This is a genomic window from Sphingobium sp. WCS2017Hpa-17 (assembly GCF_031843765.1).
Classification (GTDB): Bacteria; Pseudomonadota; Alphaproteobacteria; order Sphingomonadales; family Sphingomonadaceae; genus Sphingobium.
The window spans coordinates 1-6580 of record NZ_JAVTIV010000048.1 but is presented as its reverse complement, the minus strand read 5'-3'; the positions used below and the strand labels follow the sequence as shown (position 1 = coordinate 6580).

General features: G+C 64.0%; 11 protein-coding genes. All 11 read left to right on the top strand.

What is annotated here, in order from left to right; all coding sequences use genetic code 11:
- Positions 1-652, top strand: a 652-nt coding sequence (locus tag RQH62_RS24710; RefSeq protein ID WP_311271306.1) for a hypothetical protein, incomplete at its 5' end; no start/stop codon positions are given.
- On the top strand, positions 652-1248 hold the full coding sequence (locus RQH62_RS24705; RefSeq protein ID WP_311271305.1) for a hypothetical protein: 597 nt from the start codon (positions 652-654) through the stop codon (positions 1246-1248). The genes RQH62_RS24710 and RQH62_RS24705, both read left to right, overlap by 1 nt.
- A complete protein-coding gene (locus tag RQH62_RS24700) occupies positions 1245-1451 on the top strand; it encodes a hypothetical protein (protein WP_311271304.1) in 207 nt (68 codons plus the stop codon). Before RQH62_RS24705 ends, RQH62_RS24700 begins: the two co-directional genes overlap by 4 nt.
- Before the next feature lie 16 nt (positions 1452-1467).
- On the top strand, positions 1468-2964 hold the full coding sequence (locus RQH62_RS24695; protein WP_311271303.1) for a DNA cytosine methyltransferase: 1497 nt from the start codon (positions 1468-1470) through the stop codon (positions 2962-2964).
- Positions 2961-3605 (top strand): hypothetical protein, encoded by a 645-nt coding sequence (locus RQH62_RS24690; RefSeq protein WP_311271302.1) that lies wholly within the window; start codon positions 2961-2963, stop codon positions 3603-3605. The genes RQH62_RS24695 and RQH62_RS24690 overlap by 4 nt, the downstream gene beginning before the upstream one ends.
- Positions 3598-3804 carry a hypothetical protein gene (locus RQH62_RS24685; protein ID WP_311271301.1) on the top strand — a complete coding sequence of 69 codons (207 nt, stop codon included), beginning with the start codon at positions 3598-3600 and terminating at the stop codon, positions 3802-3804. The genes RQH62_RS24690 and RQH62_RS24685 overlap by 8 nt, the downstream gene beginning before the upstream one ends.
- Entirely contained in the window at positions 3797-4075 is a 279-nt protein-coding gene (locus RQH62_RS24680) for a hypothetical protein (protein WP_311271300.1), read from the top strand. Before RQH62_RS24685 ends, RQH62_RS24680 begins: the two co-directional genes overlap by 8 nt.
- Positions 4059-4289, top strand: coding sequence for a hypothetical protein (locus RQH62_RS24675; RefSeq protein WP_311271299.1), 231 nt, complete (start codon positions 4059-4061; stop codon positions 4287-4289). The genes RQH62_RS24680 and RQH62_RS24675 overlap by 17 nt, the downstream gene beginning before the upstream one ends.
- Positions 4289-5566, top strand: a complete 1278-nt coding sequence (locus RQH62_RS24670; RefSeq protein WP_311271298.1) for a hypothetical protein — start codon at positions 4289-4291, stop codon at positions 5564-5566. The genes RQH62_RS24675 and RQH62_RS24670 overlap by 1 nt, the downstream gene beginning before the upstream one ends.
- A gap of 7 nt (positions 5567-5573) precedes the next feature.
- Positions 5574-6227: a hypothetical protein gene (locus RQH62_RS24665; protein WP_311271297.1), complete on the top strand. Its 654-nt coding sequence runs from the start codon at positions 5574-5576 to the stop codon at positions 6225-6227.
- The coding region (locus RQH62_RS24660) for a hypothetical protein (RefSeq protein WP_311271296.1) at positions 6227-6580 on the top strand (354 nt) is incomplete at its 3' end. The genes RQH62_RS24665 and RQH62_RS24660, both read left to right, overlap by 1 nt.

Sequence of the window (6580 nt, the reverse complement as noted above, 5' to 3'; positions counted from 1 at the left end):
GACCTCGCTGCCCGAGGGCGTGACGTTCAGCAACGGCGGCGACGTCTATCTGCGCGGGCTGACCTCGCTGCCCGAGGGCGTGACGTTCAGCAACGGCGGCGGCGTCTATCTGCGCGGGCTGACCTCGCTGCCCGAGGGCGTGACGTTCAGCAACGGCGGCGGCGTCTATCTGCGCGGGCTGACCTCGGAATTGCAGACCTATCAGGGCAAGCAAATCCGTCTGCGCCAGGTCGATGGCTATACCATGCTCATTCTCAGTGAGCGCAGCCAGAACGGCATCACCATTTCGCACGCCGCCTATTTCCGGGGCGGCGATATCGACAAGCTGAAGCGCTCCTATGTCGCCGCCAGCGGCGAATATAGCGCGCACGGCGAAACGATCGAGCAGGCGCTGCGCGATCTGCGCTTCAAGCAGATGGAGCATGATTTCGATGAGGGCGAACTGGTCGCGGAGATCAAGGCGCGCGGCACCGTCCATATCAACGACTTCCGCCTGATCACCGGCGCCTGCGAATCTGGAACGCGGGAAGGGATGGCTCAGGCTGGGCTGGATCGCGATGCCAATGAGCTGCCGCTCGACGCCGTTCTGGCTGCTGTCCATGGCAGCTATGGCGATCGGTTCAAGGCGCTGTTCGCCAAGGTGGCGGCGTGATGGCCGAACCCCTCATCCTCGTCGCGCTGGGCGATCCCGATCAGAAGCCCTTGATGTACGCCTGCGCCACCTGCGGCGCCGTCCACTCGCCGTCCATTTACCTGGCGACGAAAGAGCGCCAGCACGAAGCGGCCAAAGAGGCGGCGGCGGACTGCTACACCTGCAAGACGCATAACATCTGCAAACACTGCGGGGAGCAGTGTCACAAAGGCTCTCTGGCTTGCCGCGCATGCTCGATCTCTCATCAGATCGAAAGTGCCGCCGAAATCCCAGACGACGGCGGGCCGTACTTCGGTTTCGATGGTGATGGCCCAATGTATCATGAGCTGGATGAGGCGCGGGACGACGGCCACGATTGGGTCATGCCGGCTACCGAAGCCTATCCCCGCATCGATGCTGACGACATCTTCGAAAATCTCACGGGAGATATGTTCGAAGACGCCAGCATGGACGACTTGAATGGCACGGCCGAATTTGCCGCCGCCGTGAAGGTGTTCAATGACGCGCAGACCACGATCACCTATTGGGGCGACGCCAAGCGCAAGATCCGCGTGCCGGCCGCACCGCTAGACGATGGTGAGGTGCCAGCGGAATGAGCAAGTTCGGCGCCGACCTCGAAACCACGGAAGACGTGCCCATCCGCATGGGCAAGTACGGCCCGGCGCACGCCATCAAGCAATATGGCGGCAGCTACTTCCTGTGTCGGCGTCAGGCTGCGCTCTGCCTGGTCTGCGCCGAGCAGGGCGTGCCGATCTACCCGCCGGACCCGTTCGACATGTGGACGTCCACAACAAGATGATTGGGAAGCCGGACTGATGATCGCTGCCACCGTCTGCTCCGGGATCGGAGCGCCGGAAGTCGCCATGCCGCACTGGCAATGGTCGCTCGCCTCCGAGATCGAGCCAGCACCGCGCGCAATCATGGCTTACCGCCATGGCGCAGAGGATGCCAGCCGCACGCGCTCTGGCACCGGCCCCGCTCTTTGGGGCGACTTCACTACAATCCGCGTGCGGTTTCTCCGCAGGCTGCGCGTCACCCTGCCGCAATGGCTCGTCGCCGGCACGCCATGTCAGTCCTTTTCAGTCGCGGGCCTGCGCGGTGGCATGGCCGACGCCCGTGGCAACCTCACTATGGAGTTTCTCCGCCTTGTTCACGCTCTTCGACGCGCTGGAAGTCTCCGGGGATTCCTTTGGGAAAACGTCCCCGGCATCCTCTCCCATGCCGACAACCCCTTCGGATGTTTCCTGGCAGGAATTGTCGGAAGCGATACCCCCATCATTTCTCCACTCAAACGCGGACGGTGGCCGAGTGCGGGCATGGTTGATGGACCCTTCGGAAAAGCCGCGTGGCGCGTTTCGGACGCTCAATATTTCGGCCTGGCCCAGCGACGCGCGCGTGTCATCCTTGTCGCAAGTTTTGTGGACGGGATTGATCCCGCTGCGGTACTTTTTGAGCGCGCTGGCCTGCACGGGAATAATCCGCCGCGCCGCGAACAGGGGCAAGGTGCTGCCAGCACCGTTACGGCAAGCTCTGGAGGCGTCAGCCACAAGGACGGAATTGACGGACGCGTCCTCGCCTTCGGGGGGGGCAACACGAGCGGACCCATCGACCGGGCGGCATGCCTGACCGCGAAGGGTCAGCGGGTGGACTTTGAGGTGGAAACCTTCGTCGCGCACGTCGCCGGAACGCTTGCGGCCGGCGGGAACATGACCGGCGGCAATCGCTATCCGGGCATGTCGGCGGATACCGCCGACACTATGCTGGTTACGCACGCACTGCGCGGTGAAGGCTTCGATGCATCCGAGGATGGTACAGGTCGAGGGACGCCGATTGTTCCGGTCCCATTTGACACCTCACAGATCACCAGCCCTGCGAACGGATCCAGCCCCAAGCCAGGAGATCCTTGTCACACGCTGAGCGCTAAGGCCCATCCGCCGGCCATTGCCATTGCCTTCGACTGCAAAGCGAGCGGTCAGGCCGGATTCGGCGTGGGCCATAAGGATAGTCATACGAACGGGGGCGGGCACTCTTCCGTGCAGTATGGATCGAACGTGCGGCGGCTCCTACCGGTCGAGTGCGAACGGCTCCAGGGTTTCCCGGATCACTTCACCGCTATCCCTTATCGCTGGCGCAAGGTGCCAGCCGACGAGGCTGCGCATGCAACGATCGAGGGCAGAGCAGCGAAGGACGCGGATGGCGATCTGATCACCGACTGCATGGCGGATGGCCCGCGCTACAAGACGCTGGGCAACTCAATGCCGGTCAATGTGATCCGCCACTACCTCCAGCGAGTTGAAAGGCAGGCAGCATGAACCAGCCGCACCCCTTCGATGAATGGAATGAAGCCTATGGCGAAGTCATCTGGTGGCTCTGGCCCATAGAGCAGGCGCCCTATGTCGGCTCACCCCTCAATTGCGGCCATACGGTCGAGATGGAAATCACCGCCGCCGCGTCCGATGGCCACAGGGAGCGCGGCAAGATGCGCATGGAAGTCGGCGGCTGGCCGTGGCGCGACGCCGACGAAGAGACGGAGGCGCGCCTGTTCTGGACGCCACTACCCGACGCCAATGCGCTGGACGAGATGATCCGCGACCACATCCGTGGCGGCCCCGACCCGTTAAAGCCTGCGGACGCCGTTGAGAGCGACGGATTGGAGGAAGGTCGCGTCGCCATCGACGTTCTCATCAGCTCCCTGTCCGCCGCCCAGCGCAAGCTGCTCGCCCGTCTCCAGCCGGCGCGTGGCTATCCTGCCGAGGATCTTCGCTTCACCTATGCGGTGCAAGCGCCAGGCAACGGGCTGCAAACCTGCGCTGCCCTCGCGCGCCGGCAGATGGTCGTGTCCGTATCGGGCGGAGAGCATCCGTTTGAGAACCGGGGGCAGGGCCATGTCCGCCTGACGGCGCTGGGCGCGCTGATCCAGAAACGAATCAGGATGGAGGCCGCCCATGTGTAACGCCTGCGGCTTCCTCTGCTGCGGATCGGATGAGTTCAGCGGCTGTGGCTGCGACCATTGCGAGGAACCGGATTGCCATAGCGAACAATGCTTCAACTGCGGCCAGCCGATCTGCGACGGCGATTGCGATGAATGGAGCGAGGTCGAGGCAGCGGAAGAGGAATTTCGGACCATCACGGAAGGTATCTCGGATGTATAGCGACTGGCAGGCCGCCGCCAAGGCGCGGATTGCACACCTTATGGCCGACGTGCCGACCGGAGCCGATTGGAAGGCCCGACGGCAGATCCTGCGCGACAATGCGGCCGGGTTCCACGGTGGCACGTCATGGGGCAAGCGCGTTTGGGCCAAGCACTGCAAGGTCTATCTGGCGATGTACGGTAAGCCACAGCCCGCGAAAGAGACGCCCCTGTTTGCAGCTGACATCATATTCCCCTTCAAGAAGGATACGCCCGATGGGCCTAGCACTTGAAAAGCTGCCCGACTGGCCAGCCGCGATGAACCGCGACTATGCCATGGCCTATACCGGCGTCAGCACCGACCAGATGCGCGAGTGGGAGCGGGCCGCCAAGGTGCGCTTCCGCCCGCGCGGCCCCCGCGGCGCGATGCTGGCCCTGCGCAGCGATCTCGACGCGGCGCTGGCCGACCTGTTTGGCTCCGAAGGCAAGGGCGGAATCGAACTGTAATGGGCAAGATGATCATGAAGCTGCCCGCCTATGTGACGCCCCATAAGCTGGCGTCGGGCGAGCGTGCCTATTATTGGAAGCTGCCGCATTGGGCGACGGTGAAAGATCCGAAGACGGGCGAGCGCAGCCCGGCCGTTCGCCACGGCTTTCCCTGCCCGGTCGAATCGTGCGCGCTCGGCACCAGCTACGACGCGGCGGTGGCCAAGGCCGACGGCCTCAATGAAACGTTGAAGGAGTGGCGCCTGGGCGCGGAGCGCAAGACGCTCAAGCCCGGCTCGATCTCCTGGCTGTTCAAATGGTATCGCGAGCAGGATCGCTACACCGATCTGAAGCCCAAGACGCAGCGCGACTACCGCCGCCTCATGGAGATCGTCGCCGCCTTTCCTACTCGCGCCGGTGGGACGCTCGGCAACCGCATGGCGGGCGACATGGACGGGGAAACGGCCGACACGCTCTATCGCAAGCTGCGAGACAAGGGTGAGCGGGAGGCGGCCTATGCCATGCAGGTCTGCCGCCTCGTCTGGAAATGGGCGGCGCGGCACAAGCGGACGACGGGCGTGAAGGATAACCCGTTCGCCGGGATGGGGATCAAGAGCACGCCAGCCGGTGAGAATCGGCCGACGACGCGCGCGGAATATGACCTCTACCGGGAGACGGCGCGGGCCATGGGCTACCAGAACATGGCCGCCGCCGCCGCGCTCTGTTTCGAGGCGTGCCAGCGCGTCAGTCAAGTCTTCGGGCTTTGGGCGGATGATGAGGCGGTGAAGGACGGGCGCGAGCCGCCGGCCGGACTGCAATGGTCCGTCTACAAGCCGGGCGTGGCCATGGCGCTGATACAGCGCAAGACGGGCAATCCGGTCTGGCTGGATCTGTCGATCGAGGTCGAGGGGGAGGCGGTGCAGCTATACCCCGATCTGGAGCGCGAGCTGCTGGACCTGCGCGAGCGCGCGGTGCGGGATGAGTTCGGCCAGCCGGTCGGGCCGATCATAGTGGATGAGCGCAACGGCCAGCCGTTCGAGCAGCGCTGGATGTCGACGGTGCATCGCCGGATCTGCACGAAGGCGGGGCTGCCGAAGGCGATGACGTTCACGGGCTTTCGGCACGGCGGAATCACCGAGATCGGCGACAGCGGTGAGGCGGACGTCCGGCCGATCTCCGGCCATAAGACGCTCGCGCAGACGCGGACATACAACAAGGCGACGGCTGAGAAGGGGCGGCGGATCGCCCTCAAGCGGCGGGAGCATATCCAGGCGCTCGGCGAGCGAGAGAAGGAGTAACAGAGACATGACCACTGACACCCCCTCGCATGACCTGCGTAGCGCGCTGGAGCCTTGCCCGTTTTGCGGTGGAGAGCCGGTAATGCGCAAGGACGATGACCCCGGTTATCCTTGGTATGTCACGTTCGAACACGATCCGGCCTGCGTGATGTACGCCGTTCCCACAGATATGTTTCGCTCGTTCTCGACGGAAGCGGAAGCTATCGCCGCTTGGAAGCCGATGGGAAAGGGGTCATTAGCTAGCCCGCTAGCCGCAGATCGCTGTCCGTGCGCCGTTTGCAAAGAGGCCAGAACCGCCCGCCGCGCCCTCGCCTCCGACACCATCGGCAACGGGGGCGGGGAGGCTGCCAAAGCGACCCGTGAATGGGCGGAGAACCTCGCCAATATGCGGCAGGGGCAAAGTTCAACACCTCGTTGTGAGCCTCCGAGCGAGCGAGAAATTCAATGGGCGCGCAACAGCATAAAGGACGTTCTGGCCGCCTCTCCACCTCTCTACGCCCACCCTCCCGCCGCTGAGCCGGTTGGGCTGCGGGAGGCGGTCATAGCTGCGATGACGGACGATCCATACTGGAACGATAGGGCGGGCACGACAGATCATGACGCGCGCCTCCAACACTATGCCGACGTTATCGTTGCAAAACTCCAAGAGAAGGAAGCGTGATGACAGACCAGAAATACATGCGCCCCGGCTTGGATTTCGCGACCGGAAAGCTGGTCGAGGAACTAGGTGAATTGCTGGCTGCTCTCGGCAAGACGATGCGTTGGGGGCGAGATAGCTTCAACCCTGAATTGCCCCCGGCCGCGCAGGAACCGAACTGGCACTGGATCGAACGCGAGATTGACGACGTTCTTGGCGCGATTGCGAATTACCGCAAGGAAGCCGGGACCGCCACCCCAGCGCGAACGGATGATGCCGCGCAGGCGGGCGGGAGCGTGACGCAATCCGATGCCGACGCGGCCAACGCATGGATGCGCGATCATCTGGACGGCGGCAATGCGCCCGGCAGTCTGTGC